The organism is Micromonospora sp. Mcm103, assembly GCF_024519755.1.
In the GTDB taxonomy this organism is placed as follows: Bacteria; Actinomycetota; Actinomycetes; order Mycobacteriales; family Micromonosporaceae; genus Micromonospora; species Micromonospora aurantiaca.
Window position 1 is genome coordinate 1 of sequence record NZ_JALJRJ010000026.1, and the last position, 25,423, is coordinate 25,423.

28 protein-coding genes are annotated in these 25,423 nt (G+C 72.1%); 17 read left to right on the forward strand and 11 right to left on the reverse strand.

What is annotated here, in order from left to right; translation table 11 throughout:
• Positions 1 to 192: 192 nt before the first annotated feature.
• Both OC439_RS26085 and OC439_RS26090 read right to left on the reverse strand, forming a co-directional pair.
• Positions 193 to 843, reverse strand: a complete 651-nt coding sequence (locus OC439_RS26085; RefSeq protein ID WP_262015742.1) for a flavodoxin family protein — start codon at positions 841 to 843, stop codon at positions 193 to 195.
• A gap of 65 nt (positions 844 to 908) precedes the next feature.
• Positions 909 to 1,679 (reverse strand): lysophospholipid acyltransferase family protein, encoded by a 771-nt coding sequence (locus OC439_RS26090; protein ID WP_262015743.1) that lies wholly within the window; start codon positions 1,677 to 1,679, stop codon positions 909 to 911.
• Between the two features lie 241 nt (positions 1,680 to 1,920).
• Here OC439_RS26090 and OC439_RS26095 point away from each other — a divergent pair, with 241 nt between their 5' ends.
• Complete coding sequence (locus OC439_RS26095) at positions 1,921 to 3,333, forward strand: cytochrome ubiquinol oxidase subunit I (protein ID WP_262015744.1); 1,413 nt, start codon at positions 1,921 to 1,923, stop codon at positions 3,331 to 3,333.
• Between the two features lie 17 nt (positions 3,334 to 3,350).
• A complete protein-coding gene (gene cydB / locus OC439_RS26100) occupies positions 3,351 to 4,349 on the forward strand; it encodes a cytochrome d ubiquinol oxidase subunit II (RefSeq protein WP_262015745.1) in 999 nt (332 codons plus the stop codon).
• Between the two features lie 71 nt (positions 4,350 to 4,420).
• Here cydB and OC439_RS26105 read toward each other — a convergent pair whose 3' ends face one another.
• Together OC439_RS26105 and OC439_RS26110 are read right to left on the reverse strand one after the other, a co-directional pair.
• Entirely contained in the window at positions 4,421 to 5,107 is a 687-nt protein-coding gene (locus OC439_RS26105; protein WP_262015746.1) for a hypothetical protein, read from the reverse strand.
• Positions 5,108 to 5,172: 65 nt separating this feature from the next.
• A complete protein-coding gene (locus OC439_RS26110) occupies positions 5,173 to 5,637 on the reverse strand; it encodes a peroxiredoxin (RefSeq protein WP_256487405.1) in 465 nt (154 codons plus the stop codon).
• A 90-nt stretch (positions 5,638 to 5,727) separates the two neighbouring features.
• Here OC439_RS26110 and OC439_RS26115 point away from each other — a divergent pair, with 90 nt between their 5' ends.
• The gene (locus OC439_RS26115) at positions 5,728 to 6,120 is read left to right on the forward strand and encodes a YciI family protein (protein WP_262015747.1); all 393 of its coding nucleotides are present in this window, start codon (positions 5,728 to 5,730) and stop codon (positions 6,118 to 6,120) included.
• A 19-nt stretch (positions 6,121 to 6,139) separates the two neighbouring features.
• Positions 6,140 to 7,363, forward strand: coding sequence for an RNA polymerase sigma factor (locus OC439_RS26120; protein WP_262015748.1), 1,224 nt, complete (start codon positions 6,140 to 6,142; stop codon positions 7,361 to 7,363).
• Between the two features lie 14 nt (positions 7,364 to 7,377).
• Here the strand turns inward: OC439_RS26120 and OC439_RS26125 are convergent, their stop codons facing one another.
• On the reverse strand, positions 7,378 to 8,211 hold the full coding sequence (locus OC439_RS26125; protein ID WP_262015749.1) for a patatin-like phospholipase family protein: 834 nt from the start codon (positions 8,209 to 8,211) through the stop codon (positions 7,378 to 7,380).
• Positions 8,212 to 8,286: 75 nt separating this feature from the next.
• Between OC439_RS26125 and OC439_RS26130 the strand changes: the two genes are divergently transcribed.
• The gene (locus OC439_RS26130) at positions 8,287 to 9,015 is read left to right on the forward strand and encodes an SDR family NAD(P)-dependent oxidoreductase (RefSeq protein WP_262015750.1); all 729 of its coding nucleotides are present in this window, start codon (positions 8,287 to 8,289) and stop codon (positions 9,013 to 9,015) included.
• 50 nt (positions 9,016 to 9,065) lie between these two features.
• Here OC439_RS26130 and OC439_RS26135 read toward each other — a convergent pair whose 3' ends face one another.
• The gene (locus OC439_RS26135) at positions 9,066 to 9,191 is read right to left on the reverse strand and encodes a hypothetical protein (RefSeq protein WP_262015751.1); all 126 of its coding nucleotides are present in this window, start codon (positions 9,189 to 9,191) and stop codon (positions 9,066 to 9,068) included.
• On the reverse strand, positions 9,188 to 10,597 hold the full coding sequence (locus OC439_RS26140; RefSeq protein WP_262015752.1) for an OFA family MFS transporter: 1,410 nt from the start codon (positions 10,595 to 10,597) through the stop codon (positions 9,188 to 9,190). Before OC439_RS26140 ends, OC439_RS26135 begins: the two co-directional genes overlap by 4 nt.
• Before the next feature lie 179 nt (positions 10,598 to 10,776).
• Here OC439_RS26140 and pdxY point away from each other — a divergent pair, with 179 nt between their 5' ends.
• The 7 genes from pdxY to OC439_RS26175 all read left to right on the forward strand — a co-directional run bounded on the left by pdxY (position 10,777) and on the right by OC439_RS26175 (position 17,698).
• On the forward strand, positions 10,777 to 11,628 hold the full coding sequence (gene pdxY / locus OC439_RS26145; RefSeq protein ID WP_262015753.1) for a pyridoxal kinase PdxY: 852 nt from the start codon (positions 10,777 to 10,779) through the stop codon (positions 11,626 to 11,628).
• Positions 11,629 to 11,727: 99 nt separating this feature from the next.
• Positions 11,728 to 12,192 carry a helix-turn-helix transcriptional regulator gene (locus OC439_RS26150; protein WP_013286348.1) on the forward strand — a complete coding sequence of 155 codons (465 nt, stop codon included), beginning with the start codon at positions 11,728 to 11,730 and terminating at the stop codon, positions 12,190 to 12,192.
• A 5-nt stretch (positions 12,193 to 12,197) separates the two neighbouring features.
• The gene (locus tag OC439_RS26155) at positions 12,198 to 12,611 is read left to right on the forward strand and encodes a VOC family protein (RefSeq protein WP_262015754.1); all 414 of its coding nucleotides are present in this window, start codon (positions 12,198 to 12,200) and stop codon (positions 12,609 to 12,611) included.
• A gap of 3 nt (positions 12,612 to 12,614) precedes the next feature.
• Positions 12,615 to 13,064: a pyridoxamine 5'-phosphate oxidase family protein gene (locus OC439_RS26160; protein WP_262015755.1), complete on the forward strand. Its 450-nt coding sequence runs from the start codon at positions 12,615 to 12,617 to the stop codon at positions 13,062 to 13,064.
• A gap of 27 nt (positions 13,065 to 13,091) precedes the next feature.
• Entirely contained in the window at positions 13,092 to 15,467 is a 2,376-nt protein-coding gene (locus OC439_RS26165; RefSeq protein WP_262015756.1) for an excinuclease ABC subunit UvrA, read from the forward strand.
• A 72-nt stretch (positions 15,468 to 15,539) separates the two neighbouring features.
• Entirely contained in the window at positions 15,540 to 16,163 is a 624-nt protein-coding gene (locus tag OC439_RS26170) for a hypothetical protein (protein WP_262015757.1), read from the forward strand.
• 548 nt (positions 16,164 to 16,711) lie between these two features.
• On the forward strand, positions 16,712 to 17,698 hold the full coding sequence (locus OC439_RS26175) for a tyrosine-type recombinase/integrase (protein ID WP_262015758.1): 987 nt from the start codon (positions 16,712 to 16,714) through the stop codon (positions 17,696 to 17,698).
• On the opposite strand, the gene OC439_RS26180 is transcribed toward OC439_RS26175, so the two are convergent.
• The gene (locus OC439_RS26180; RefSeq protein WP_262015759.1) at positions 17,688 to 18,716 is read right to left on the reverse strand and encodes a beta family protein; all 1,029 of its coding nucleotides are present in this window, start codon (positions 18,714 to 18,716) and stop codon (positions 17,688 to 17,690) included. The two genes, OC439_RS26175 and OC439_RS26180, sit on opposite strands and share 11 nt — an antisense overlap.
• A 128-nt stretch (positions 18,717 to 18,844) precedes the next feature.
• Between OC439_RS26180 and OC439_RS26185 the strand changes: the two genes are divergently transcribed.
• Together OC439_RS26185 and OC439_RS26190 are read left to right on the forward strand one after the other, a co-directional pair.
• The gene (locus OC439_RS26185; RefSeq protein WP_262015760.1) at positions 18,845 to 19,864 is read left to right on the forward strand and encodes a hypothetical protein; all 1,020 of its coding nucleotides are present in this window, start codon (positions 18,845 to 18,847) and stop codon (positions 19,862 to 19,864) included.
• Between the two features lie 93 nt (positions 19,865 to 19,957).
• Complete coding sequence (locus OC439_RS26190; protein ID WP_262015761.1) at positions 19,958 to 20,824, forward strand: bifunctional 5,10-methylenetetrahydrofolate dehydrogenase/5,10-methenyltetrahydrofolate cyclohydrolase; 867 nt, start codon at positions 19,958 to 19,960, stop codon at positions 20,822 to 20,824.
• A gap of 3 nt (positions 20,825 to 20,827) precedes the next feature.
• Here OC439_RS26190 and OC439_RS26195 read toward each other — a convergent pair whose 3' ends face one another.
• On the reverse strand, positions 20,828 to 21,607 hold the full coding sequence (locus OC439_RS26195; RefSeq protein WP_194803367.1) for an endonuclease/exonuclease/phosphatase family protein: 780 nt from the start codon (positions 21,605 to 21,607) through the stop codon (positions 20,828 to 20,830).
• A gap of 174 nt (positions 21,608 to 21,781) precedes the next feature.
• On the opposite strand from OC439_RS26195, the gene OC439_RS26200 reads away from it, so the two are divergent.
• Positions 21,782 to 22,555, forward strand: coding sequence for a sulfite exporter TauE/SafE family protein (locus OC439_RS26200; protein WP_262015762.1), 774 nt, complete (start codon positions 21,782 to 21,784; stop codon positions 22,553 to 22,555).
• Complete coding sequence (locus tag OC439_RS26205) at positions 22,540 to 23,349, forward strand: GNAT family N-acetyltransferase (protein ID WP_262015763.1); 810 nt, start codon at positions 22,540 to 22,542, stop codon at positions 23,347 to 23,349. The genes OC439_RS26200 and OC439_RS26205 overlap by 16 nt, the downstream gene beginning before the upstream one ends.
• Here OC439_RS26205 and def read toward each other — a convergent pair.
• Entirely contained in the window at positions 23,323 to 23,838 is a 516-nt protein-coding gene (def, locus tag OC439_RS26210) for a peptide deformylase (protein WP_262015764.1), read from the reverse strand. The genes OC439_RS26205 and def overlap by 27 nt on opposite strands.
• A 21-nt stretch (positions 23,839 to 23,859) precedes the next feature.
• The gene (locus OC439_RS26215; protein ID WP_262015765.1) at positions 23,860 to 24,357 is read right to left on the reverse strand and encodes a MarR family winged helix-turn-helix transcriptional regulator; all 498 of its coding nucleotides are present in this window, start codon (positions 24,355 to 24,357) and stop codon (positions 23,860 to 23,862) included.
• Between the two features lie 48 nt (positions 24,358 to 24,405).
• Here OC439_RS26215 and pip point away from each other — a divergent pair, with 48 nt between their 5' ends.
• Positions 24,406 to 25,353, forward strand: coding sequence for a prolyl aminopeptidase (gene pip, locus OC439_RS26220; RefSeq protein ID WP_262015766.1), 948 nt, complete (start codon positions 24,406 to 24,408; stop codon positions 25,351 to 25,353).
• The last annotated feature ends 70 nt before the right edge of the window (positions 25,354 to 25,423 follow it).

The window sequence follows — 25,423 nt, forward strand, 5'->3', positions numbered from 1 at the left end:
CCTCCTCGCTGACTTCACCACCCTCAACACCCCTTGACTTCTATAGGAGCATCCCACCCTGCCCGCCCCCGCCTCGCTGATCTTGCACTTGCGGCCCTCGTCGAGGGCGGTTGGCCGGATTTGCCGGGGCACCAACTGCAAGATCGACGGCGGCGGGGACGCGGCCAGCCGGAGTGGGTAGGGGGCGTCGGGTCAGCCGGGCTGGCTGCTGGGGCCGGTGGCCGCGTTGCGGGTTCCGGGGGGCGGGTAGGGGCTCTCGGCGAGCAGCCGGGCCAGGTGGGCGCTGTTGAGCGCCAGCGCGGCGGTGGTACGGCCGGTCGTGTCGGGTTTGGGGCGGGCGTCGACGTAGTCGGTCTTGTGCAGCGCCTCGCCGACCCAGTAGGTGGCCCCGGCGGCCGGGCAGGTGAACCCCACCTCGTTGAGGGCCTGCTGCACCTCTGCGATGGTGTGGTGCGCGCCGTCCTCGTTGCCGACCACCGCCACCCCGCCGACCTTGCCGTAGGTGCGCAGGCGGCCCTGGTCGTCGGTCTCGGACAGCTCGGCGTCCAGCCGTTCGAGGACCATCTTGGTCACCGACGAGGGCTGACCGAGCCAGATCGGCGTGGCGATGATCAGGATCTGGGCGGCGAGCAGCTTGGCGCGGATCGCGGGCCAGCCGTCGCCGTCACCCTCGTCGACGGAGACCCCGAACCGCACGTCGTGGTCGACCACCCGGACGATCTCGCCGTCGACGCCCTGCTCGGCCAGCGCGTCGAGCACCTCCTGACCGAGTACCTGCGCACTGGACGTCGCCGGGGAGCGCTTCAGCGTGCAGTTGAGAACGAGTGCTCGGACAGCGGTCATGACGAGGTCCTCTCCGCCTGAAGGGGGCGCGGGGACGTGATACCCGCCAGCGGGGCCGGGATGCGTCAGCCGGCGTGGCGGCGGTGGTGGGCGCGGGCGGTGTCGACCGGCCGGCCCGGGTCGACGTGGCGCGGCAGGTCCGGCTCGTCGGGGCGCAGCGGCACCAGGTCGTCGGTGATCGCGTCGATGATCCGGTCGGTGGCCTGCCGGGCCGCGCCGGGGGAGCCCGGCCGCAGGTCGTCCAGCGGCACCGGCGCGCCGAAGTGCACCCGGATGGCGGGCCGGCGCACGATCGCCCGGGCCGTCGCGCGCAGCATCCCCTTGGGCGCCCGGTAGGGCAGCACCTCGTGCGAGCCCCACTGGGCCACCGGTACGACGGCGGCGCCGCTGGCGAACGCGAGCCGGGCGGTGCCGGTCTTGCCCCGCTCGGGCCACATGCCGGGGTCGAGCCCGATGCGTCCCTCCGGGTAGACCAGTACCACCGAGCCGCCGGCCACCGCGTGGGCGGCGGCCTCCAGGGAGCGGTGCACCGCGGCGGTGCCCCGGTCGACGCGGATGTGCCCGGCGTGACGCATCAGCGAGCCGATCAGCGGGGCGCGGAACAGCCCGCCGGTGGCCATGATCCGGGGCGCGACGCGCCGGACCCGGCAGGCGGCGGCGAGCACCACCGGGTCGAACGGGCTGATGTGGTTGGCGGCCAGGACCAGCGGGCCGTGGCGCAGCGCGTCGGGCACGTCGCCGGTGACCTCCAGCCGGCCGACCAGCCCGACGACCGCGCGGGCGAGCGTCTGCGCGCCCCGCCACAGCAGCGGCGCGCGCCAGGGGGTGCTGTTCATCAGTGCTGGATGGTCGCACGTGCGGGCACGGCGGGGGGAGCCGGTGGGGGTCCTCCGGCAAGGGTGATCCCGGGACCGCAGGTCCTCCGGCAAGGGTGATCCCGGGGCCGCAGGTCCTCCGGCAAGGGTGATCAGGGTCATTGGTCCCGGGCCGGGTGGGGCCCTGCGGCCCTGCTGCTTTCGCTACGACGCCGAGTAGTATCTACTACGTCTCGTAGTATGCACAGCTGGGGGTTTTCTGGTGGACGCGTTGGACGTCGCCCGCTGGCAGTTCGGTGTCACCACCGTCTACCACTTCTTGTTCGTGCCGTTGACCATCGGCCTGTCCGTGCTGGTGGCGATCCTCCAGACCATGTGGCACCGCACCGGCAACGAGCGGTACCTCAAACTCACCAAGTTCTACGGCAAGCTCTTCCTGATCAACTTCGCGATGGGTGTGGTCACCGGCATCGTGCAGGAGTTCCAGTTCGGCATGAACTGGAGCGACTACTCCCGCTTCGTCGGCGACATCTTCGGCGCGCCGCTGGCCATCGAGGCCCTTGTCGCGTTCTTCCTGGAGTCCACGTTCATCGGCCTGTGGATCTTCGGCTGGGACCGGCTGCCCAAGCGCCTGCACCTGGCCTCGATCTGGGCCGCCGCGATCGGCACCAACCTGTCGGCGTACTTCATCCTCGCCGCGAACTCGTTCATGCAGAACCCGGTCGGCTTCCGGATCAACCCGGAGAGCGGCCGCGCCGAGCTGACCGACTTCGTCGCCGTGCTCACCAACAAGGTCGCCCTGGTGACCTTCCCGCACACCCTGGCCGGCGCGTTCCTGGTCGCCGGGTCACTGATGGTCACCGTCGGCCTGTGGCACGTGATGCGCAACCGCGACAGCGCCGACACCGGCGCGTACCGCTTCGCCACCAAGCTCGGCTCCTGGACGGTCCTGGTCTCCTCGGCGCTGGTCATCCTCACCGGCGACATCCAGGGCAAGATCATGACCGAGGTGCAGCCGATGAAGATGGCCGCCGCCGAGGGCCTCTACACCACCGAGAGCCCCGCCTCGTTCTCCGTGCTCACCGTCGGCAGCCTCGACGGCAGCCGCGAGTTGTTCGCCGTCAAGATCCCGTACCTGCTGTCGTTCCTCGGCACCGGCGACCCCAACGGCACCGTCCAGGGCATCAACGACCTGCAGGCCCAGTACGCCAGCCAGTACGGCCCCGGCAACTACGCCCCGATCATCCCGGTCACCTACTGGAGCTTCCGCTTCATGATCGCCTTCGGGCTGGCCGCCGCCGCGATCGCCCTGCTGGTGCTGTGGAGCCAGCGCAAGGGCCGCACCCCCACCAGCAAGTGGCTGCTGCGCGCCGGCCTGGTCATGCCCGTGCTGCCGCTGCTGGCCAACTCGTTCGGCTGGATCTTCACCGAGATGGGCCGCCAGCCGTGGATCGTCTTCGGCGAGATGCTCACCCGTGACGGCGTGTCCCGCAGTGTCTCCCTGACCGAGGTGCTCACCTCGTTCACCGCGTTCACGCTCATCTACGCCGTCCTCGCGGTGGTCGAGTTCAAACTGCTGGTCCGCTACGCCCGCGCCGGCGTCCCGGACGTCACCCCCGACGACGACACCGACGACACCGACGACGCCGAGCGCCCGCTGGCGTTCGCCTACTGACACCCCGGAGCCCAACCGTGGAACTGACGACCGTCTGGTTTCTCCTCGTAGCAGTGCTCTTCACCGGCTACTTCATCCTCGAAGGCTTCGACTTCGGCGTCGGGATGCTGCTGCCGGTGCTCGGCCGCGACGACAGGCAGCGCCGCGTCCTGATCAACACTATCGGCCCGGTCTGGGACGGCAACGAGGTGTGGCTGATCACTGCCGGCGGCGCCATGTTCGCCGCCTTCCCCGAGTGGTACGCCACCCTGTTCTCCGGCTTCTACCTGCCGCTGCTGCTGATCCTGCTGGCACTGATCGCCCGCGGTGTCGCCTTCGAGTACCGCCACAAGCGGCCCGAGGCGTCCTGGAAGCGCCGCTGGGACCAGGCCATCTTCTGGGGCTCGGCGATCCCGGCCGTGCTGTGGGGCGTGGCGTTCGCGAACATCTTCCGCGGCGTGCCGCTGGACGCCGACCACGAGTACGTCGGCGGCCTGCTCGACCTGCTCAGCCCGTACGCGCTGCTCGGCGGCCTGACCACGCTGGGGCTGTTCCTCACCCACGGCGCGGTGTTCCTGGCGCTCAAGACCACCGGTGACATCCGGGAACGCGCCGGCGCCCTCGCCGTCAAGCTCGGCGTCGGCACCGCCGTGGCCGCCGTGGCGTTCCTGAGCTGGTCGCTGAGCATCCGCTCCAGCGCCGCCGCCGTCGTGCTCGCCGTCGGCGCCGCCCTCGCCCTGCTCGGCGGTCTGGCCGCGGCCAAGGTACGCCGGGAGGGCTGGGCGTTCACGGGCACCGCCGTGGCGATCGCGCTGGCCGTGGCGACGCTGTTCGCCGCGCTGTTCCCGAACGTGATGCCGTCCACCCTCGACGCGGCCGGCACGCTCACCGCCACCAACGCCGCGTCCACCCCGTACACCCTGAAGATCATGACCTGGGTGGCGGTGATCTTCACGCCGATCGTGCTGGCGTACCAGGGTTGGACGTACTGGGTGTTCCGCCGCCGGATCGGGGTACAGAACATCCCGCAACACTGATCGACCTGTGGGCGCAGGGGACGCGGGGCCGGTGCGAGGGGGTCGCACCGGCCCCGCGGGGCGTTCCGGAGTCAGCGCGCCTCGCGCAGCTCCGCCAGCCGCGCCTCGATCTCGGCCAGCTCGGCGCGCAGCTTTTCCGCCTGCTGCTCGGCCTCGGCCCGCTCGGCGGCCAGGATCTGCTCCACCGCCTCCTGCACGCCGGGCACGTCGACAAGCGCCACCATCCGCAGCGCCTCGGCCGGCTTCACCACGTACGGCCTGGCCAGCGCCTTCGTGCCCTGCTGCGCGGCCACCGTCCACTCGCCCTCGGCGTACGCGAGCGTCACGGTCAGCCCCGGCGGGGTCTTCGGCTTCGCGGCCTTCACCGCCCGCTTCGCCGGCTTCGGCTCCGCCGGCGGCTGCTCGGTCTTCGTCTCCTCCCGCCGCGGCGCCGGCACCCGCGGCGTGTCCAGCACGAACGCAGGCTCCGGCGCGGCCGGCGGCTGCTCCGGTTCCGGCTTCGCCTCCGCGGCCGGACGCCGCCCGGCGCCCTTGGGGGCGATCGCCACGTCGGCGGGGGAGAACGGCAGCTCGTCGCGGCCGAACCGCACCACCACGAACTCCTCCGACGCCGCCGGGTCGGTCAGCTCCACCACCTGCCCGAGCTGCCCGGCCATCTGCCCGGCCGCCTCGGTGAACACCACCCGGGGCTTGCGGCCCGCCGCAAGGGCCTCCCGGATTCCCTGAACCTCGTCAGTGGACAAACCCTGACCCGCCATCACGCCCTCTTCCGTACACCTGTTTGACGCAGCCTTGATACCAGCCGGCTGCGACACCGCGATGATCAGCCCCCGAGGGCGCGCAGCGCCGCGTCGGCGTGCTCGTTCATGCTCAGCTCGCTGTGCACCACGGCGAGCACCCGCCGATCCGTGCCGATCACGAACGTCATCCGCCGGGTGCTCAGCGCGCCCAGCGGCAGCCGCCGCCGCACCCCGAACGCCCGCGCCACCTCGCCGTCGGCGTCGGACAGCAGCGGATAGCCGAGCCCGTGCCGGCGGGAGAACTCCGCCTGCCGCTGCACCGGATCCCGGCTGATCCCCACCCGTTGCGCGCCCACCGCCGCGAACTCCGCCGCCAGGTCCCGGAAGTGGCAGCTCTCCGCCGTGCAGCCCCGCGTCATCGCCGCCGGGTAGAAGAACAGCACCACCGGACCCGCGGCCAGGAACTCCGACAGGCGCCGTGGCGTGCCCGTCTCGTCCGGCAGCGTGAAATCCTCGACCAGGTCACCGACACCCACCGCGTCACTCATGACGCGAGGATATGTAGACATCGGCGATCCCGCTCCGTCGTACCGGGCGAGCGGCGGGGAGACACCGCCGCACGACGCGAAGGACAGCCAGTGAAGTACGTGATCATGATCCACTCCAACCCGGAGCCGTGGGGCCACCCCACCTCCGAATACCTCGCCGCCCACCAGGAGCTGCCCGCCGAGGTACGCGAACAGCTCAACGCCGACTTCGAGCAGGTGATGACCGAGCTGCACGCCAACGGTGAGCTGGTCATGGGGGAGGCGCTCGCCGACCCCGGCACCGCCCGGCTCTACCGGTGGCGCGACGGCGCACCGCTGGCCACCGACGGCCCGTACTCCGAGGCCAAGGAACACCTCGCCGGTTTCTTCCTCGTCGACGTCGAGGACCAGGCCCGCGCGGAGGCCGTCGCCGCGAAGTTCGCCGGCCCGGGCGAGACGGTCGAGCTGCGGCCCCTGATGTGGCCGGGCGGCTCCGATCAGTGACGCCACGGCACTCGCGGACGTGTGGCGCCGGGAAGCGCCGCACGTCCGCGCCGCGCTGCTGCGCCGCTACGGGCACCCCGACGCCTGCGAGGACGCCCTGCAGGACGCGGCGGAGGCCGCCGCCGCTCGCTGGCCGCTCACCGGTGTGCCCGACGAACCGCGGGCCTGGCTCATCCAGGTCGCCTCGCGACGGCTGATCGACCGGATGCGCGCCGAGCAGGCCCGGACCCGCCGCGAGCGGCTCGACGCGGCCCGGCAACCCGGCGCCGGCGTGGTACCGCCCGTCGACGACGACACGCCCGTGACCGGCGCCGACGACACGCTGCGGCTGCTGTTCCTGTGCTGCCACCCGGCACTGAGCCGCCCCTCCCAGGTCGCGCTGACCCTGCGCGCGGTGGCGGGACTACGCGTGGAGCAGATCGCCGCGGCCTACCTGGTTCCGGCCCGGACCATGACGCAGCGGCTGAGCCGCGCCCGCGCGACCCTGCGCGAGGCCGGCGCCCGGTTCACCCTGCCGCCGCCGGACGCGCTGCCCGACCGGGTGGCTGCCGTGCTGGACGTGTGCCACCTGGTGTTCAGCGAGGGCTACACCCGCACCTCCGGCGACCAGCTCGTCGACGTGGAGCTCGCCGAGGAGGCGATCCGGCTCACCCGGCAGGTCCACGCGGCGCTGCCCGGACACCACGAGGTCGCCGGCGCGCTGGCGCTGATGCTGCTCACCCACGCCCGGTCGCCGGCCCGTACCGACGCCGCCGGTGACCTCGTGCCGCTGGCCGGCCAGGACCGCTCCCGCTGGCGCGGCGACCTCATCGACGAGGGCGTCACGCTGCTCGGCCGGGCCCTGCCCCACGGCCCGGTGGGCCGCTACCAGCTCCAGGCGGCCATCGCCGCCGTGCACGCCGAGGCACCGGCCTTCCCGGACACCGACTGGCTGCAGATCAGCGTCCTCTACGACATGCTGAGCCGGGTCGCCCCCAGCCCGTTCGTCACGCTCAACCAGGCCGTCGCGGTGGCCATGGCGCACGGCCCCGCCGTCGGGCTGGCCCTGCTCGACCCGCTGCTGGCCGACCCGGCGATGCGCGGCCACCACCGGCTGCACGCCGTCCGCGCGCACCTGCTGGAACTCCACGGCGACCCACACGCCGCCGCCGAGCACTACCGGCTGGCCGCCCGGCTCACCGGCAGCCTGCCCGAACAGCGTTACCTCAACCGGCGCCTCGCGCGCCTCACCGGCGGCACCTGAGCGGCGCCCAGGGCTCAGCGCCAGACCGCCGCGATCTCGTCGGCCACCGCGTCGGCCTGCGCGAACCCGGCCCGCGCCGACGCCGCCCGCCGCGCCGGGTCCAGCACGTTGCGGCCGATCGCCGTCCGCGCCGCCCGGTCCGGCGACACCACCGCCACCCGCGCCCCCGCCTCCCGCAACGCCGCCACCTGCGCCGACAGCCGCGGCATCGGCCCCACCGCCGCGCGCGTCGGCGCCAGCACCACCACCCGATCGCAGCCGGCCGCCAGATCCGCGTTCACCGGCGAGCGGACCCCGCCGTCGACGTAACGCCGGCCGCCGACAGTCACCGGCGGCCACACCCCCGGCACCGCGCAACTCGCGCCGACCGCGTCCACCAGCGACACCCCGCTGTCCGCGTCGAACACCACGAACTCACCGGAGGCCGCGTCCACGGCGGTGACCAGCAGCCGCGCCGCCGGCCACTGCGGCGACGGCAACCGCGCCGCGATCACCGCCCGCCGCGACCGCTCCGACGGGGTACGCGCCGACAACGCCATCGCGCCGATACGCGCCCGGGCCCGCGCCGCGTCCCGGCCCCGCCCACCGGCCCACGCCCAGCGCAACAGCACGCCCGTCCCGAGCCGCGCCGGCACCTCCTCGCGGGGCGGCCGCAGCTGCGCCTCGTACAACTCCGCCAGGGGCGTACCCGAACGCACCTGCGCCCCGACCACCGACCCGGCCGACGTGCCCACCACCAGATCCGCCTCGTCCAGCGGCAGGCCGTGCCCGGCGAGCCCGGCCAGCAGACCCAGCTCCCAGGCCACGCCGGTCACCCCGCCGCCACCCAGCACCAACGCGCCCCCCATGTGACAGTCCTCTCCGCCCCGGATGGTCCCGCCCACGGTAACGTCGCCCCCACCGCACGACAGGGGAGAAGGGCATTGACCTCCGTCACCATCGTCACCGGGGGAGGACGCGGCATCGGCGCGGCCACCGCCCGCCGGCTCGCCGCCGACGGCCACGACCTGGTCATCGGCTACCGCACCGACCACACCGCCGCCGAATCCGTGGCCGCCGACGTGCGCGCCACCGGCCGCCGCGCGGTCACCGTCGCCGCCGACACATGCGACCCCGACCAGGTACGCCGCATCTTCGACGCCGCCGACCGGCTCGGCCCGCTCACCGGCCTGGTCAACAACGCCGGCGTCACCAGCCCGATCGGCCCGTTCACCGAGCTGCGCGTCGAGGACCTGCGCGATGTCGTCGACGTCAACCTCATCGGGTACGTCCTCTGCGCCCAGCAGGCGGCCCGGCGGCTCACCCGCGGCGGCGCCATCGTCAACGTCTCCTCCGTCGCCGCCACGCTCGGCTCACCCGGCGAGTACATCCACTACGCCGCAGTCAAGGCCGCCACCGACACCCTCACCGTCGGGCTCGCCAAGGAACTCGCGCCGCACGGCATCCGCGTCAACGCCGTCGCCCCCGGCATCATCCGCACCACCATCCACGCCCGCTCCGGCGCGCCAGACCGCCCCGACACCGCCGCGAGCCGGATCCCGATGGGCCGCGCAGGCGAACCCGAAGAGGTCGCCGGCGCGATCGCGTACCTGCTCGGCCCGGACGCCTCGTACACCACGGGCGCGGTCCTGCGCGTCGGCGGCGGTCTCTGACCCGGCGGCGGCCCGGGGATCCCCACCCCCGGGCCGCCGCGTCGCGCCTCCTACTGGGTGAACAGCTTCGCCGCCGTGATCAGCGTCTGCACCACCCCGTAGCCCAGCAGCACCGACACCACCAGCCACGACACCACCAGGCGGACCTGCTGCCCGCCTCCGCCGCGCTCGTTCACGATCCGCTCCTCTCCGTGGTCCCCTGCACCGTCTCGTCCCGCCCCGACGCGGGCTCGTGGTAGCGCTGCGGCACCGGCCGCACCAGCAGGTTCGCCACCAGACCCACCGCCAGCACCCCGACCATCGTGAACAACGCCGGCCGGTACGCCGCCGCGGTCAACGTGCCCGGCTCGCCCTGCGCGTCGAGGAACGCGTTGACGATCAGCGGCCCGGCCACGCCCGCCGCCGACCACGCGGTCAGCAGCCGGCCGTGGATCGCGCCCACCTCGAACGTGCCGAACATGTCCCGCAGGTACGCCGGAATGGTCGCGAACCCGCCACCGTAGAACGACAGGATCACGGCTGCCAGCAGCACGAACAACGCCGTCGAGGTCTGCCCCACCAGCGCCAGCAGCAGGTACAGCACCATGCCCACACCCAGGTACACCACGTAGATCGGCTTGCGGCCGATCACATCCGACGTGGACGACCACACGAACCGGCCCGCCATGTTGAACAGCGACAGCACTCCCACGAACCCGCCGGCCGCCGCCACCGACACCGCCGAGGTCCCGTTGTCGCGGAAGAAGTCCTGGATCATCGGGCTGGCCTGCTCCAGAATGCCGATACCCGCCGTCACGTTGCAGAACAGCACCACCCACAGCAGCCAGAACGACCGCGTCCTCACCGCGTTGGCCGCCGACACGTTGGCGGTCGTCACCAGCGGCTTCTCCGCCACCTTCGCCGGGTCGAACCCGGCCGGCCGCCAGCCCGCCGCCGGGACCCGCACGTTGAACACCCCGAACATCATGATCACGAAGTAGCCGACGCCGAGCGTGACGAACAGCCACACCAGTGCCGAACCCGACGCCGTGGAACCGCTGTTCGACGGGTCGTAACCCGAGTCGAAGAACGACAGCAGCTGCCGGGACAGGGGAGAGGCCACCATCGCCCCACCGCCGAACCCCATGATCGCCAGCCCGGTCGCCAGACCCGGCCGGTCCGGGAACCACTTGATCAACGTGGAGACGGGGGAGATGTACCCGATCCCCAGACCGATCCCGCCCAGCACCCCGTACCCCAGATACAGCAGCCACAGCTGCCCGGTCGCGATGCCCAGCGCCCCGACCAGGAACCCCGCCGCCCAGAAACACGCCGAGACGAACATCGCCTTCCGCGGCCCGTTCGCCTCCACCCACGTACCGGCCACCGCGGCAGACAACCCCAGCATCACGATCGCGATGCTGAAGATCACCCCGATCGCCGTCTGACTCGTGTCGAAATGCGCGATCAGGGAGTTCTTGTACACGCTCGTCGCGTACACCTGCCCGATGCACAGATGGATCGCCAGCGCCGCCGGAGGAATCAGCCAACGGCTGTACCCCGGCGGCGCGACGGTGTGCCGACGATCGAGTGCGGAAAGCATCAACGCTTCCTCCGTCCAGAAGGCGAGAACACCGGAGTTCATGCCCCCACCGCACGCTGCGCCCAAACCCGCCCCGCGCCCGGCGGTCGAAACCCTGAGCCGAACGGTCACCGCCGTCCCGGCCCGTCATCACCCCACCACCAGCAGTCATCCCCGGCAGGGGATGCGACGATGACCAGGTGAAGATCCTGTCCATCCAGTCGTCGGTCGCCTACGGCCACGTCGGCAACTCCGCCGCCGTGTTCCCACTGCAACGCCTCCGACACGAGGTCTGGCCGGTCCTGACCGTGCACTTCTCCAACCACACCGGCTACGGCGCCTGGCGCGGCCCCCTGCTCGCCCCCACCGACGTCGCCGACGTCATCGCCGGCATCGCCGACCGCGGCGTACTGGGCACCGCCGACGCCGTCCTCTCCGGCTACCAGGGCGACCCCGCCGTCGGCGCCGTCATCCTCGACGCCGTCGCCCAGGTCAAGGCCGCCAACCCGGCCGCCCTCTACTGCTGCGACCCGGTCATGGGCGACGTCGGCCGCGGCATGTTCGTCCGCCCCGGCATCCCCGAATACCTCCGCGACACCGTCGTCCCCCGCGCCGACATCGTCACCCCCAACCAGTTCGAGCTGGAGTTCCTCGCCGGCCGCACCACCGACACCGTCGACGACCTGCTCGCCGCCGTCGACGCCGTCCGCGCCACCGGCCCCCGGCACGTCCTGGTCACCAGCGTCCTGCACGGCGACCTGCCCGCCGGCCACCTGGAAGTCGTCGCCGTCTCCGACGACGGCGCCTGGGCCGTCACCACCCCGCTGCTGCCGATCGCACCCAACGGCGGCGGCGACGTCACCGCCGCCCTCTACCTCGCCCACCTCGCCACCACCGGCTCACCACAGACCGCCCTGGAACGCACCACCAACTCGATCTACGCCGTACTCGAGGCCACCCTCGAAGCCGGCACCCGCGAACTGCAGATCGTCGCCACCCAGGACGCCATCGCCGACCCACCCACCCGCTTCACCGCCCGCCGGCTGCGCTGACCGACAGCGCGGGTGCACCTGCCGCCCGGGTGCACCCGGGCGGCGACTCGCCGCTCGAACAGGTGGACGACCCCACCGCCCACCAGGCAGGATGCGGACGTGCCACCGCACCCGGCAACCGACGACCCCGCGTTCGCCCAGCGCCTGCGCGACCTCACCCGGCTACGCCGCGTCCGCGACCGCATCGACCGCGAATACGCCAAACCCCTCGACGTCGAAGCCCTCGCCCGCGGCGAACACATGTCCGCCGGCCACCTCAGCCGCCAGTTCCGCCAGACCTACGGCGAATCGCCGTACGCATACCTCATGACCCGCCGCATCGAACGCGCCATGGCCCTGCTGCGCCGCGGCGACCTCAGCGTCACCGACGTCTGCTTCGCCGTCGGCTGCCAGTCCCTGGGCACCTTCAGCACCCGCTTCACCGAACTCGTCGGCGAACCACCCAGCGCCTACCGCGCCCGCCACGCCCCCGACACCGCCGAACCACCACCCTGCCTCACCAAACAAGCCACCCGACCGATCAGGAATCGAGAAGCCCGCACCGGCCGACCACCACTAGCGTGACCACCATGACGATCACCATTCACTACGCGTTCCTGCCCCACACCGACGCCGACGCCGCCATCGCCTTCTACCGCGACACCCTCGGCTTCGAACTCCGCAACGACGTCGGCCAGGGCGACACCATGCGCTGGCTCACCGTCGGCCCACCCGACCAGCCGGAGACCGGCATCGTCCTGCACCCACCGGCCGTCGACCCCGGCATCAGCGACGACGAACGCCGCACCATCCTCGAACTCATCGCCAAGGGCAGCTACGGCGCGCTCACCCTCGCCACCGACGACCTCGACGGCCTGTTCGACCGCCTCCAAGCAGGCGGCGCCGACGTCGTCCAGGAACCCACCGAACAGCCCTACGGCGTCCGCGACTGCGCCTTCCGCGACCCCACCGGCAACCTCATCCGCATCAACGAGCGGCGCTGACCCGTGACCGACGCACCCCGCACCCGCGCCCAGCGCCGCAAGGACACCACCCACCGCCTCGACCACGACGTCGACTGCTGGGTCGCCACCGCCGGCCCAGACGGCACCCCGTACCTCGTGCCCCTGTCCTTCGACTGGGACGGCCACACCCTGCTCGTCGCCACCCCGGCCGACAGCCCCACCGGCCGCAATCTCGCCGGCGGCCACGCCCGCGTCGGCCTCGGCCCCACCCGCGACGTCACCATGATCGACGGCCGCGTCGAAACCCTCACCATCGACGCCCTGCCCACCGACCGAGGCGACCGCTTCGCCACCCGAACCGGCTTCGACCCCCGTACCCTGACCACGCCCTACCGCTGGTACCGCATCACCCCACACCGCATCCAGGCCTGGCGCGAAGCCGACGAACTACCCGGCCGCACCCTGATGCGCGACGGCCGCTGGCTCGACTGACACCCGCACCACCGGACGGAGAGCACCATGAGCAAGGCCACGACCGGCCTGCACCACGCCGACAGCCACGACATCATCCGCGTCCACGGCGCCCGCGAGAACAACCTGCGCAACGTCGACGTCGAGATACCCAAACGCCGCCTCACCGTCTTCACCGGCGTCTCCGGCTCCGGCAAGAGCTCACTGGTCTTCGGCACCATCGCCGCCGAGTCCCAGCGCCTCATCAACGAGACCTACAGCGCCTTCGTCCAGGGCTTCATGCCCACCCTGTCCCGCCCCGAAGTCGACATCCTCGAAGGCCTCACCACCGCCATCATCGTCGACCAGGAACGCATGGGCGCCGACCCCCGCTCCACCGTCGGCACCGCCACCGACGTCAACGCCATGCTCCGCATCCTGTTCAGCCGCCTCGGCGACCCCCACATCGGCCCACCCAACGCCTACTCCTTCAACGTCCCCTCCGTCCGCGCCGCCGGCGCCATCACCGTCGACCGCGGCCCCGGCAAGACCCAGACCAAGAAGGGCACCTTCAACCGCCTCGGCGGCATGTGCCCCCGCTGCGAGGGCCGCGGCGCCGTCACCGACTTCGACCTCACCGTCCTCTACGACGAGAAGCTCTCCCTCAACGAGGGCGCCATCACCATCCCCGGCTACAGCATGGACGGCTGGTACGGCCGCATCTTCCGCTCCAGCGGCCTGTTCGACCCCGACAAGCCCATCCGCGACTACACCAGACGTGAACTGAGCGACCTGCTCCACAAGGAACCCACAAAGATCAAGGTTGACGGCATCAACGTCACCTACACCGGCCTCATCCCCGCCATCAGCAAGTCGATGCTCGCCAAGGACGTCGACGCCATGCAGCCGCACATCCGCGCCTTCGTCGAACGCGCCATCACGTTCACCACCTGCCCCGACTGCGACGGCACCCGCCTGGCCCCCGAAGCCCGCTCCTCGAAGATCAACGGCATCAACATCGCCGACGCCTGCGCCATGCAGATCAGCGACCTCGCCACCTGGGTACGCGACCTGCACGAACCCTCCGTCGGCCCGCTGCTCAAAGCACTGGGGGACACCCTCGACTCATTCGTCGAGATCGGCCTCGGCTACCTCAGCCTCGACCGCCCCGCCGGCACCCTCTCCGGCGGCGAGGCCCAGCGCACCAAGATGATCCGCCACCTCGGCTCGTCCCTCACCGACGTCACCTACGTCTTCGACGAACCCACCATCGGCCTGCACCCGCACGACATCGCCCGAATGAACAACCTCCTGCTCCAACTCCGCGACAAGGGCAACACCGTCCTCGTCGTCGAACACAAACCCGAAACCATCGCCATCGCCGACCACGTCGTCGACCTCGGCCCCGGCGCCGGCACCGCCGGCGGCACCATCTGCTACGAAGGCACAGTCGCCGGCCTGCGCGAAAGCGGCACCACCACCGGCCGCCACCTCGACGACCGCGCCACCCTCAAGGACAAGCTGCGTACGCCCACCGGCGCCCTGCCGATCCGCGGCGCCCGCACCCACAACCTGCGCGACATCGACGTCGACATCCCCCTCGGCGTCCTGGTCGTCGTCACCGGCGTCGCCGGCTCCGGCAAGAGCAGCCTCATCCACGGCTCACTGGCCAAACGCGAGGACGTCGTCAGCATCGACCAGACCGCCATCCGCGGCTCCCGCCGCAGCAACCCCGCCACCTACACCGGCCTGCTCGACCCCATCCGCAAAGCCTTCGCCAAAGCCAACGGCGTCAAACCCGCCCTGTTCAGCGCCAACTCCGAAGGCGCCTGCCCCACCTGCAACGGCGCCGGCGTCATCTACACCGACCTCGGCATGATGGCCGGCGTCGCCAGCACCTGCGAGGACTGCGAAGGCAAGCGCTTCCAGCCCGCAGTCCTCGACTACCACCTCGGCGGACGCGACATCAGCGAGGTCCTCGCCATGTCCGTCGACGAAGCCGAGACGTTCTTCAACGCCGGCGACGCCCGCACCCCGGCCGCCCACACCATCCTCGACCGGCTCGCCGACGTCGGCCTCGGCTACCTCACGCTCGGTCAACCCCTGACCACGCTGTCCGGCGGCGAACGGCAACGCCTCAAGCTCGCCACCCGGATGGGGGACAAGGGCGGCGTGTACGTCCTTGACGAACCCACCACCGGCCTGCACCTGGCCGACGTCGCCCAACTGCTCGGCCTGCTCGACCGGCTCGTCGACGCCGGGAAGTCCGTCATCGTGATCGAGCACCACCAGGCCGTCATGGCGCACGCCGACTGGATCATCGACCTCGGCCCGGGCGCCGGTCACGACGGCGGCCGGATCGTGTACGAGGGCACCCCGGCGGACCTCGTGGCGGCCCGGTCGACGCTCACCGGCGAACACCTGGCCGACTACGTCGACGCCTGACCGCCCGACGACAGCACAGGGGAGAGGGCGACGGTCAACACCACTGTCGGCCGGCGCCTCTACTGTCGGCCGGTGAGCTTCAGCGCCTTCGCCCGCCGGGTCCGCGACCCGGCGCTGCCGCACCAGCGCCGGGTCTCCGCACTACGCTCGTGCGTGCAGCTGTATCGCCCAGTCGGGTTCGAGGCGACACTCAGCTTCCTCGAAGAGGTGGCCGGACCGTTCCGGCGTGACGAGGCGGCGCTGCTTCGGGCGCTGGAGCATCTCGCGGCGAGCCGCCGCCTCTGGCACGAGGATCTAGAGCGCTACGCCGCCGAACGCCGCACCGCGAAGCAGCTCGGCCACCGGACACCGCGGCGGGCTGATCGAAACCCCAACCTGGGCCCGACGATCTGGTACGGAGCTGTCCAGCGAGCGGCACTGCACGCGCTGGACTACTGGCGGCGCAGCCGGCTGCCCGAGCTGCTCGCGGGCAACGACCCGGGCACGCGGGAGATCGGCAGCTCGGTGTCCGCCTGCCTCGCGAGCGGCGGACCCTTGACCGCCGAGCAGCATGAGCGACTCGATGACGCGGTACAGCAGGTGCGGCAGCGTGCCGGCGGACGGCTTTACGAGGAGGACGCGCGGGCGTACTTCCGTGCCCGAGACCTGCTGTGCGTCGCCGCGCTCGTCAGGGACGCGGCGACGCCGGACGCATGAAGCCTGGCTGAGCGCCGGATATCGCATGTTCGATAATGCACATTATGTCAAGTGAAGCTGAGGCGGGAGCTCCCCGAGCGCCCGCGCGAGGCAGGTGACCGCCTTTGCGGGCCTTCGGGGGCGCCGGAGTGCACGCAGTCACCCCCTGTCGTGCCGCCGGGCCGCGTGCTCAACCTGGCGCGCGTTGGCAGCGGCAGCGAGCTCGCCGCGAGCTGGCTCACGCCTCCAGACACGATGTCGCCGCCGTTGCGTCCAGGCACCGATCATCGGGCCGGCCCATCCACCGGCCGACCCGAGCGTCCCCCGCCGAATCCCACCTCACTCCACCCGCCGTCCGCCGATCATGAAGCTAGCGGCGACACATCAGACAGCACTTCCGGTCAACCTCATGATCGCTGGCGCGGCCGCCAGTTCGCCGATGTGGCTGCATCGGAGCACTGGGGTTACCGCCATCTCGGCGAGAGGGAGTTGATCATGGCGTTGGTCGCCCCCCGCTCCCCTGATATGGACTCCTGGCGGGAACGCGAGAATCATGCATAATATCCCTTATGCATGACAAACCGGACGAAACGGTAGGCACTCTGATTGAGGAGTTCCTGACCGCCCGGGCCACCCGTAAGCCCTCCCCCCACACTCTGGCCGCGTACCGGCGGGATCTGACCACGGTGGCCGAGCTCGTCGCCGCCGATGGTGACGCCTCTCCCCTGCACCTATCCGTCAGCGCCCTCTCCCCCAAGGTGATGCGCGCGGCGTTCGCGCGGTTCGCCGCTCCCCGCGCCGCCGCGTCGGTCCATCGTGCCTGGTCGACGTGGAACAGCTTCTTCACGTTCCTGGTCGCCGAGGGTGTCGTACCGGGCAATCCGATGCCGGCGGTGGGGCGGCCCCGTACGCCGCTCCCCCGGCCCAAGCCACTGCGGGGCGAGGACACCCCGGAGGAGCTGCTGGCGGCGGTGGCCCGGGCGGAGGGCCGGCAGCGTGATCCGTGGCCGGAGCGTGACCTGGCGGTGCTGGCGCTGGCGTTGTGCGCGGGGTTGCGGCTGTCGGAGCTGCTGGCGCTGCGGGTGTCGTCGGTGGCCGGGCGCGACGGTGAGCGGCGGGTGGACGTGGCGGGTAAGGGCGGGCGGCCGCGTACGGTGCCGATCGAGGACGGCGTGGACCGGGTGCTCGCGGGTTATCTGGACAGCCGGCGGCTCCGCTTCGGGTCGCGCAGTGTGCGGCCGGATTCGCCGTTCCTGGTGGATCGTCAGGGTGAGGCGTTGCGGCGGGGTGGGCTGCAGTACCTGGTGGAGTCGTGTTACCGGCGGGCGGGCATCGGTGACCGGGTGCCCCGGGGTGCCCGGTTGCATGCGTTGCGGCACACGTTCGCGACGCGGCTGGCGGAGGACGGGGCGAGCGCGGCGGAGATCATGCGGTTGCTGGGGCACGCGTCGTTGGCGTCGTCGCAGACGTACATCGAGGTGACGGCGGGTCAGCAGCGGGCGGCGGTGGCGGCGAACCGCACCAATCGGGCGTTGTCGGGGTTGGTCAAGCGATAGCTGTCAGGCCGAGCTGGTCGGCGACGTACGACAGGTGGTGTGACGTTGCCCAGGCAATCCATTGGGTGGCGGTGCCGGGGCCGGCGTGGCGGGCGGCGCGCAGGGCGATCTGTTCGTCGCCCCAGGAGAAGTGACGCCCGGTGGGCGGCCAGTGGTCGGCGGATACGAGGGCCCGGCAGATGTCGTAGATGCCGGTGTTGCCGCTGTCCATGCCGTCGCTGTGCGCACGGTAGGTCCACCAGGCGTCCTGGTGGGTATAGCGGATGTTGGGTGCTGGCCCTCGGCGTCCCGAGCCGGTGCCGGGGTGAGTGACGCCGTAGTCGGCGAACTGGATGTCATGGTCCTTGAGCCGCTGCCAGAGGTCGAAGTCCCGCCTGCGGAGCGGGATGGCGGTGCCGGCTGGTACGTGGGAGATCGTGGCGGGCATCGCTCCGGCGGCGACGACGACCGCCTTCCAGGGGTGGCGTCCGGCCCACACGAGGTGTTTGCGAACGAGGGGCTCGGCTGTCGTGAGGTGCCGGTCGGATGCCACCTCGGCGACGTCGATGACGAGGGTGCAGTTCTCAGGTCGCAGTTCGGTGGCGGATAGGACGTGGCGCAGTCGTGCGTCGGTTTCGGCGTCGTCCGGTTCGGTGTGGTGGGCGGCGAGCCGGAGAACGCCACCGTAGGGCGCGGCGGCGTAACGGACGTCGGCCAGTTGTGCGGGGGTGTCGTTCAGGTGGGCGACGGGCAGCGCGGGGATCCCCCACGGGTGCAGGTCGTCGGCGATGTCGCGGAGTGGCCGGCGGGTGCCGGTGGTGGGCTCGGGGAGGTGGCGCACGTCGACGGCGATGGCCATGTCACGCGGGATGCTGTCCTGTGCGCGTCGACTGAAGGTGCATGCGTCGGTGATCGGACCGCGCTTGGAGGGTGGCAGGTCGAAGATCGGGAGGATGTGTGGTGCGAGTTCGTCGGGGACGTGGCTGACGGCCTGGAGTTCGGCTTGGCGTCCTTTGAGGATCGGGTGGTAGCCCGTCATTCGCATCGCCCCACACGATTTCGACGACAGTCGCTAACGTCGATGTTCCACGTTCTGTGCCCAAACGACAACCGTACGTATCCAGAATGGGTCTGTCGGTGCGCTGCCGGGCTGGCAGGATCGGGCGGATGCGAATGGGTGCGGCGCGTGCGGTGGCGGTCGGGTGGGTGCGGGAGCGGATGCGTGCGGATCCGTCGATCGAGGGGGCGTTGTTCAGCGGGTCGACTGTGGGGTTGCCGGACGACGCGGTGCTGCCGGTGTGGTCGGACGTGGACGTGTTGCTGGTGCGCCGGGAGCCCGGTGTGAAGGTGGGCAAGTTTCTGCACCGGGGGGTGTTGCTTGAGGTCAGCACTGTCACGTGGGCGGAGTTGGGCGGCCCGGAGGATGTGCTGGGGTCGTGGGTGTTCGCGCCGATGTTCCGTACCGATGGGGTGATCGCGGATCCGTCGGGGCGGCTGGCGGCGGTACGGGAGCGGGTGGCGGCGGGGTTCGCGGATCCGGTGTGGGTGCGGGCGCGGTGCGCCGGGGTGCGGCGGCGCATCGAGGCCGGTTTGCGGGCGGTCGACGCCGCACCGTCGACCGCGGAGCAGGTGCTGGCGTGGGTGTTTCCGACGTCGTTGCTGGCGGTGTGGCCGGCGGTGGCGGGGCTGGCGGATCCGACGGTGCGGCGGCGGTATGTGCGGGCGGAGCGGGTGTTGTCGCGGTTCGGGTTCGCGGATCGGTACGCGGGCCTGCTGGACACGCTCGACGGCGGCGGTGTGGGTGTGGACGCGGCGCGGGTGCGGGAGCATCTGGCCGGGTTGGCGGTGGTGTTCGACGAGGCGTCGCGGTTGCCGCGGGAGGGGTTCGCGTTCGGGGCGGATCTGGGTGCGGCGGGGCGTCCGGTGGTGTTCGACGGTGCGGCTGAGCTGATCGAGGCGGGGCGGCATCGGGAGGCGATGTTCTGGGTGCTGGTGACGTACGCGCGGTGTCATGTGGTTCTGGGTGCGGTGGCGCCGGAGCGGGAGCGGGCGTTCGGGGCGGTGCTGGCGGATCTGGGGGTGGCGTCGGCGGCGGATCGGCGGCGGCGGGCGGACGGTCTGCTGGCGGCGTTGCCGGGGTGGCAGGCGGTGGTGGATGCGGTGGCGGCGGAGGCTGTGGCAGGCTGAGGGGGAACGCGACTGGCGGCACGGGGATGGGTGAACCATCGGGGAGCTCGTCGTGGGGGTCGACCGCCTGGGCCTCCGCGGGCGAGGTGTCGTATGTCTTCTGCGCGGTTGCTGCCGGGTGCCCCGGTGGCGGAGCGGGTGTTGTCGGAGGTCGCCGCGTCGGTGGCGGAGCTGCGTGCGGCGGGGGTGACGCCGGCGCTGGCGACGGTGCTGGTGGGTGACGACGACGCGAGCGCGGGTTATATCCGGATCAAGCAACGCCAGGCGGCCGACCTGGGTTTCGTGTCGCCGCACGTGCATCTGCCGGCGTCGGCGTCGCAGGTGGATCTGCACGCGGTGCTGGCGGATTTCAACGCGGACGCCACGGTGCACGGGGTGCTGGTGCAGTATCCGATTCCGGGTCACCTGGACTACGACCGGGCGTTGGCGGAGCTGGATCCGGACAAGGACGTGGACGGGATGCATCCGGTGAACATGGGCCGGCTGGCGTTGGGGTTGCCGGGTCCGTTGCCGTGTACGCCGGCGGGGATCGAGGCGTTGCTGGCGTTCCACGGTGTGCCGGTGGCGGGCCGGGAGGTGGTGATCCTGGGCCGGGGTGCGACGTTGGGGCGGCCGCTTGCGATGTTGCTGGCGCAGAAGCGGCCGACGGCGAACGCGGCGGTGACTGTGGTGCACACGGGTGTGGCGGACTGGCCGCGGTACACGCGGCGGGCGGAGATCCTGATCGCGGCGGCGGGGGTGCCGGGGATCGTGCAGCCGGAGCATGTGCGGCCGGGCGCGGTGGTGGTCGGTGGTGGGGTGCGGTACGAGGGACGGCGGTTGCTGCCGGACGTGGACGAGTCGTGTGCCGAGGTGGCGGGTGCGATCACGCCGCGTGTGGGCGGGGTGGGTCCGACGACGGTGGCGATGTTGTTCCGTAACGCGGTGGACGCGGCGCGGCGGCAGAGTGGGCTGGGTTGAGCGTCAGCCGAGGTCGACGACGAGGGGCCGGTGGTCGGAGATGGTGGCCAGCGGTGTGTGGACGGCGGTGACGGGCGGGAGCCGGTCGAGGCCGTGGCGGTCGGCGAGGATGTGGTCGAGTTGGACGCGGGGTTGCCCGGCCGGGTAGGTGGGGCGCCTCGCGAGGGGCCGCCAGCGGGTGAGTGCGGCGGCGGGTCCGGCGGGCAGGTTGAGGTCGCCGAGCAGGACCCGGGGTGCGGGCAGGGTGCGCAGGACGCGGACGACGCGGCGTAGTTGCCAGACGTTCCAGCCGGGGACGAAGGACAGGTGGGTGGCGGCGACGGTGAGGGGGCCGTGGGGGGTGTCGAGGACGGCGGCGAGCACGACGCGGGGTTCGTCGCGGAGCAGGACGAGTCCGCCGCCGGGGCCGGGTGCGTAGATGGGTGAGCGCACGGGTGCGGCGCGCAGGCGGGTGACCTGCCAGGAGCGGACGGGGTGGCGGCTGATCAGGCCGATGCCGTAGAGGGGTTCGCCGTGGCCGTCGTCGTCGTGGGTGAGGGGGCGGAACTGTTCTCCGGGGGTGCCGACGACGGCGGCGGCGAAGCGGTGGTGGTCGGCGTGCAGGGCGCGGGCGGCGACGGCGGTGAGGTCGAGTTTGCCGCTGCGGGTCTGGTCGCGGTCGACTTCCTGGAGGGCGAGGACGTCGGCGTCGAGGTCGGTGACGGCTGCGGTGAGCCGGTCGGGGTCGACGAGCCCATCGGTGAGGGATCGGCCGTGCAGCAGGTTGAAGGTGGCCAGGCGCACCTGGACACCCTACGTCGTCGTGGGAGTCTTGCCGGGTGCTGAAGCTGTTGTGCTGTTCGATGCTGGTGTTCGTGGCGGTGGGGTCGGTCGGGGTGTGGTTGCGGCGTCGCCGGGGGCGGTGAGGCTGGCCACAGGTGGCGTTGTCGCTGGTGGTGGCGTGGGCAGAATGCGGCGGTGGATGCCCTGTCGTTGACGACGTTGCTGACTGCTGCCCTTCTGGCCGGGTGGGTGGACGCGGTGGTGGGTGGCGGCGGTCTGTTGTTGTTGCCGGCGTTGCTGGTGGCGGCGCCGGGTGTGCCGGTGGCGACGGCGTTGGGCACGAACAAGCTGGCGGCGATCTTCGGTACGTCGACGGCGGCGGTGACGTATGCGCGGCGGACGAAGCTGGACTGGGCGGTGGCGGGTCCGGCGGCCGGGTTGGCGGTGCTGACGGCGGGGTTGGGTGCGGCGTTGGCGGGTGCGGTGCCGGGCAGCGCGTACCGGCCGGTGGTGCTCGTGGTGCTGGTGGCGGTGGCGGTGTTCGTGCTGGCGCGGCCGTCGCTGGGTGTGGTGGCGTCGCCGCGGCGGCGGACCCCTCGGCGGGTGGTGGTGGCGGTGGCGGTGGCCGGTCTGGGCATCGCCCTGTACGACGGGTTGATCGGGCCGGGTACGGGGACGTTCCTGGTGTTGGCGTTCACGGCGATTCTGGGTTCGGATTTCGTGCACGCGTCGGCGATGGCGAAGGTGGTCAACGCGGGTACGAATCTGGGTGCGCTCGTGGTGTTCGGGTTGACCGGGCACGTGTGGTGGGCGTTGGGTGCGGCGATGGCGGTGTGCAACGTGGTGGGGGCGGCGGTGGGCGCGCGGATGGCGTTGCGGCGGGGTGCCGGGTTCGTGCGGGTGGTGCTGCTGGTGGTGGTGCTGGCGCTGGTGGCCCGGCTGGGTTACGACCAGTGGATGGCGGGCTGATCGCGGTGGCGGTGCGGGCGGAGCACGACCGGGCGGTGCTGGCGGGTCTGCTGGGCCGGGATCCGGTGTTGCACGCGTACCAGTTGGGTGATCTGGACGATTTCTTCTGGCCGTACACGTCGTGGTTCCGGCGTGGCGACCAGGTGGTGTTGCTGTATCACGGGGTGGAGTTGCCGACGTTGCTGGCGTTCGCGGCGCCGGATCGGGTGCCGGACCTGGCGGGGTTGCTGGCGGAGGCGGCGCCGGTGTTGCCGGCGCGGATGTGGGCGCACCTGTCCCCCGGTCTGGAGGCGGCGGTGGGCCGCTGGTTCGTGGTGTCGGAGGCGGCGGCGCATCACCGGATGGCGTTGACGGATCCGGGGCGGCTGGCGGCGGTGCGGGCGGTGGGTGCGCCGTTGGGGCCGGCGGACGCGGCGGAGCTGGCCGGGTTGTACGCGGTGGCGTATCCGGGGAACTGGTTCGATCCGCGGATGCTGGACACGGGCCAGTACGTGGGGGTGCGGGAGCGTGGCCGGCTGGTGGCGGTGGCGGGGGTGCACGTGTTCTCGCCGCGCTGGCGGGTCGCGGCGCTGGGGAATGTGACGACGCATCCGGACGTGCGGGGTCGTGGTCTGGGTGCGGGTGTGGTGGCGGCGTTGTGCGCCCGGCTGCGTGCGTCGGTGGATCACGTGACGTTGAACGTGCGGGCGGACAACGCGGCGGCGGTGCGGCTGTACGAGCGGCTGGGGTTCTCCCGGGTGGCCGGGTTCACCGAGTGCGCGTTGACGTCAGCGGCTGCGGCTGCGGCTGGGTGAGTCGAACCGGCCGGCGCGGATCTCGCGCAGGGCGCGGCGGCGGGTGTCGCCGCGCAGGGTGTCGACGTAGAGGCGTCCGCGCAGGTGGTCGGTCTCGTGTTGCAGGGCGCGGGCGAGGAAGCCGCTGCCGGTGACGGTGAGCGGTTCGCCGTGCTGGTCGTAGCCGTGGGCGGTGGCGTGCAGCGCGCGGGGGGTCGGGAAGTACAGGCCGGGGATGGACAGGCAGCCCTCTTCGTCGTCCTGGAGTTCGTCGGACAGCTCCAGCGTGGGGTTGATCATGTGGCCGCGGTGGCCGTCGGCGTCGTAGACGAACACCTGGGCGTTGACGCCGATCTGGGGTGCGGCGACGCCGGCGCGGCCGGGTGCGCCGAGCAGCGTGTCCATCAGGTCGGTGACGAGGGCGCGCAGTTCGGCGTCGAAGCTGGTGACGGGTTCGCTGGGGGTGCGCAGCACGGGGTCGCCGATGATCCGGATCGGGCGCATAGTCATGCCCGGAAGGCTATCCGTTGCTTACCGGTCCCGGGTGTCCGGCGGGGTGTCGAGGAGCCCGGTGTCGGCGATGCGGTCGCGCAGGGGGCGGCGGCGCAGGGCGTCGAGGACGGCGTACAGCTCGTCGGTCAGGGGCACCGGCAGTTCGGTGTCGAGGTGGCGCACGGCGGCGGTGGTGGCGGCCCATTCGGCTTCGACGGCGGGCAGCAGCGCGCGGGCGCGGTCGGTGAGGGTGACGATGCGGTGGCGGGCGTCGGCGCCGGGGCGCAGGTCGACGAGGCCGGCGCGGCGCATCTGGGCGACGGTCTGGCTGGCGGCGGAGTGGGTGACGCCGACGCGGGTGGCGAGGTCGCGGATGGGCAGCGGGCCGTCGGCGACGAGCGCGCGCACGACTGGTGAGTAGCGGGGCCGGTAGTCGGTGAGGCCGAGCCGCTGGTGGACGGCGGCGACGTCGCCGTCGAGGACGTCCAGGACGTGGCGCAGCAGGGTGCCGAGGGCGTCGCGGTCGGGGGCGGTCACGTCCACTAATGTAACAGCGCTGTTGTATCTGCTCCGGGGAGGCCACTGATGTATCCACCGATCGAGCCTTACGCCCACGGCATGCTGGATGCCGGGGACGGGCAGCGCGTGTACTGGGAGACGTGCGGCAATCCGGACGGCCGGCCGGCGCTGGTGGTGCACGGCGGGCCGGGTTCGGGCGCGGGCGCGTCCTGGCGGCGGCTGTTCGACCCGGCCGCGTACCGGATCGTGCTGTTCGACCAGCGTGGCTGCGGGCGCAGCACTCCCCCGGCGTCGGATCCGGCCACCGACCTGTCGGTGAACACCACGGCGCATCTGCTGGCCGACATGGAGGTGCTGCGCGCGCACCTGGGGATCGACAGGTGGCTGCTGTGCGGCGCGTCGTGGGGGTCGTCCCTCGCCCTGGCGTACGCGCAGCGGCACCCGGGTCGGGTGAGCGCGCTGGTGCTGTTCAGCGTGGTCGCCAACACGAACCGGGAGATCGAGTGGGTGACGCGGGACATGGGGCGGGTGTTCCCGCAGGAGTGGGCGCGGTTCCGTGACGGGGTGCCGGAGGCCGACCGTGACGGTGACCTGTCGGCGGCGTACGCGCGGCTGGTCGACGACCCGGACCCGGCGGTGCGGGACAAGGCGGCGCGGGACTGGTGCGACTGGGAGGACGTGCACGTGTCCCTCGCCGGCGGCTACGCGCCGAGCCCCCGGTACGCCGATCCGGTGTTCCGGTACGGGTTCACCCGGCTGGTGACCCACTACTTCGCCAACCGGGGTTTCCTGCCCGACGGGCATCTGCTGCGCGACGCGGGCCGGCTGGCCGGCATCCCGGGGGTGCTGGTTCAGGGCCGGCTGGACGTCAGCGGCCCGCCGGACATCGCCTGGCAGCTGACCCGGGACTGGCCTGATGCGCGGCTGGAGATCGTGGAGTCCGGCGGTCACGGCGGCGGGCACGGCATCAGCGAGCGGGTCGTCGCCGCCCTCGACGAGTTCGCCGCCGGCTGAGCCGCCGCCCGCGTAGCCCGAGCCGCCCCGCACGGCCGCTACCGGCCTGCGGAGCCGCCGCGACAAGCCA